This is a genomic window from Streptomyces sp. TRM64462, from assembly GCF_013362995.1.
In the GTDB taxonomy this organism is placed as follows: domain Bacteria; phylum Actinomycetota; class Actinomycetes; order Streptomycetales; family Streptomycetaceae; genus Streptomyces.
This window is the reverse complement of the sequence record NZ_JABWDV010000077.1, coordinates 1-2765: the sequence shown is the minus strand read 5'-3', so window position 1 is coordinate 2765 and position 2765 is coordinate 1. Positions and strand designations below refer to the sequence as shown.

The following is a 2765-nucleotide window of genomic DNA, read 5'->3' as shown; positions in this document are numbered from 1 at the left end:
GTCCGCGGTGACGTCCCGCGTCAGGTCGGCGACCAGCGGCGACGGGGGCATGCCGTTGAGCACGGCGCCGTCCAGGTCGGCGGCGGCGGCCGCGGCGATGTCGACGGCGTCCATGGGCCGGCCGAAGTCCGGCTCCTGGCCGGCCGCCGCCGTCCCCGCCCGGCGCGTGCGCGGGCGCTTGCGGCGCGACAGCGCCTCTTCCTCGGCCTGGTCGGGGTCGTACGCGTCGGCTCCCCCGGCGGCCGCGCCACGGCGGCGGGAGCGGGCGGGCAGGGCCTCGCGCCACTGCTCGTCGTACCGCTGGTCGTCGTCGCTCCACCGCCCGTCGTACGCCTCGGACGACTCGTAGGCTTCGCTCCGCTCGTACGGGTCCACGATGCCGAGGCGCTCCCCGAGGGCGCGCAGGCGCCGGGGGATGGCGTTGACGGGGGTCGCGGTGACGACGAGCAGCCCGAAGACCGTGAGCAGCACGAGCAGCGGTACGGCGAGGACCTCGCCCATCAGGAAGATCAGCGGCTTGGACGCGGCCCAGCCGATGAGCCCGCCCGCGTCCTGCATGGCCTGCGCGCCCGCGTCGCGGCCCGGGGAGCCGCACGCGATGTGGACCTGGCCCAGTACGCCCACGACGAGCGCGGAGAGGCCGATGACGATCCGGCCGTTGGCCTCGGGCTTCTCGGGGTGCAGGATCAGCCGGACGGCGACGGCGCCGACGAGCAGCGGGACGAGCAGGTCGAGGCGGCCGAAGGAGCCGGTGACCAGCATGCCGACGAGGTCGCCGACCGGGCCGTGGAGGCGGGCCCAGGTGCCGGCGGCGACGATGAGCGCGAGGCCCAGCAGCAGCAGCGCCAGGCCGTCCTTGCGGTGCGCGGGGTCGAGGCCCTTGGCGCCGCGCCCTATGCTCCGGAACACCGCGCCCACGGCGTGCGCGAGGCCCAGCCAGACGGCCCGGACGACGCGGTAGAGGCCGCCGGTGGGTGACGGTGCGGGCTTGGGGGCCGCCTTCTTGGCCGGTGTCTTCTTCGCCGGTGCCTTCTTGGCGGGGGCCTTTTTCGCCGTCGCCTTCTTGGCGGGTGCGGGCGGCTTCGCCGCGCTCTTCTTCGCGGGGGGCTTGCCGGGTGCCGCCTTCTGCGCGGCGCCGGTCGTACGGCCGGCGCGCGGCTTCGCGGTGCCCGCCGTGCTGTGGGAACCCTTGCCGGACGTACGTGAGGCCATGGGGGTGAGGTTACCGGTGTGGGCGGCGGGGGACACGTGTCCTCCGGCTTCACCCGTTCGTGTCGCTCGGTGTGGGTACGGGAAACTGACGCGCGGTCACGCGGAGGTGTCCGCACGGTGCCGGCTGCCCCGGCCGGCCCGGCGCCGTGTGGCGTTACGCGGGGAGTGAGCCGCCGTTGCCCGCGCCGGGTTCGAGGGCGTCGAGGGCCCGCCTGAGCCCGGTCAGTTTCCGCTCAAGATGGGCGGCGGTGGCGACGGCCGCGGCGTCCGCGGACTCGTCGTCGAGCTGTTTGGAGAGCGCTTCGGCCTGTTCCTCAACGGCCGCGAGGCGCGCCGACAGTTCGGCGAGGAGGCCCGCGGACTCCTTGGCCGCGACGGGGCTCTGGCCGCCGTTGGCGCTGCCTTCGAGCTGGAGGCGCAGCAGCGCGGCCTGCTCGCGCAGCTGACAGTTCTTCATGTACAGCTCGACGAAGACCGAGACCTTGGCGCGGAGCACCCACGGGTCGAACGGCTTGGAGATGTAGTCGACCGCGCCCGCCGCGTACCCCCGGAAGGTGTGGTGGGGGCCGTGGTTGATGGCGGTCAGGAAGATGATCGGGATGTCCCGGGTGCGCTCGCGGCGCTTGATGTGCGCGGCCGTCTCGAACCCGTCCATCCCGGGCATCTGGACATCCAGAAGAATGACCGCGAAGTCGTCCGTCAGCAGCGCTTTGAGCGCTTCCTCCCCTGACGATGCCCGTACCAGCGTCTGATCGAGCGCGGAGAGGATGGCCTCCAGCGCCAGCAGATTCTCCGGCCGGTCATCGACCAGGAGGATCTTGGCCTTCTGCACCATGGCCCGTCCTCCTCGCCCCGGCAGTTGGCCGGGCGCCGCCCCAGGGGACGACTCCCTTGCGCCGTCCGTCCTTGTGCCGGTCATGGTAGCCGCACCCCGCCTGTCGCCACACCCTGTCACCGCGATGTCACTGTGCACGTAGCAGAAACGCGGCGAGAGACCAGAAGGTTCCCCGGATACCGCTCTCTCACACGTCTTCGGCCACAGTCCGCCAGCGACCGCGGTGACTCGTCGCTTACATGATCACTCTCCGTGCATCCACTGGTCCATCACGGAGAGCAGGTGGTCCGGGTCGACCGGCTTCGTGACGTAGTCGGAGGCACCGGACTCGATGGCCTTCTCCCGGTCGCCCTTCATCGCCTTCGCCGTGAGCGCGATGATCGGCAGCCCCGCGAACTGCGGCATCCTGCGGATCGCCGTCGTCGTCGCGTACCCGTCCATCTCGGGCATCATGATGTCCATGAGCACGACCGTCACATCGTCGTGCTGCTCCAGGACTTCAATGCCTTCGCGGCCGTTCTCGGCGTACAGCACGGACAGGCCGTGCTGCTCAAGGACGCTGGTGAGGGCGAAGACGTTACGGATGTCGTCGTCCACGATCAGGACCTTCTCGCCGGAGAACTGGAAGTCCCGGCGCGGCTCCTGGGCCTCCTGCCCGCCCGGTGCCGCCTCGTGACCCGCCTGGCCTGCCTGACCCGCCTGACCGGCGTGCGCGGTC

General features: G+C 71.9%; 2 protein-coding genes and 1 pseudogene. All 3 read right to left on the bottom strand.

Annotated elements, in window-relative coordinates:
* Positions 1 to 1212, bottom strand: a pseudogene (locus HTZ82_RS03585) (cell division protein FtsK); the annotation flags it as partial.
* A 154-nt stretch (positions 1213 to 1366) separates the two neighbouring features.
* On the bottom strand, positions 1367 to 2047 hold the full coding sequence (locus tag HTZ82_RS03580; protein WP_175407785.1) for a two-component system response regulator: 681 nt from the start codon (positions 2045 to 2047) through the stop codon (positions 1367 to 1369).
* 243 nt (positions 2048 to 2290) lie between these two features.
* Positions 2291 to 2765, bottom strand: a 475-nt coding sequence (locus tag HTZ82_RS03575; RefSeq protein WP_254711591.1) for a response regulator, incomplete at its 5' end; no start/stop codon positions are given.

Coding starts and splice junctions, on each gene's coding strand:
- HTZ82_RS03580 (WP_175407785.1), bottom strand. CDS start 2,047: ATGGTGCAGAAGGCCAAGATCCTCCTGGTCGATGACCGGCCGGAGAAT.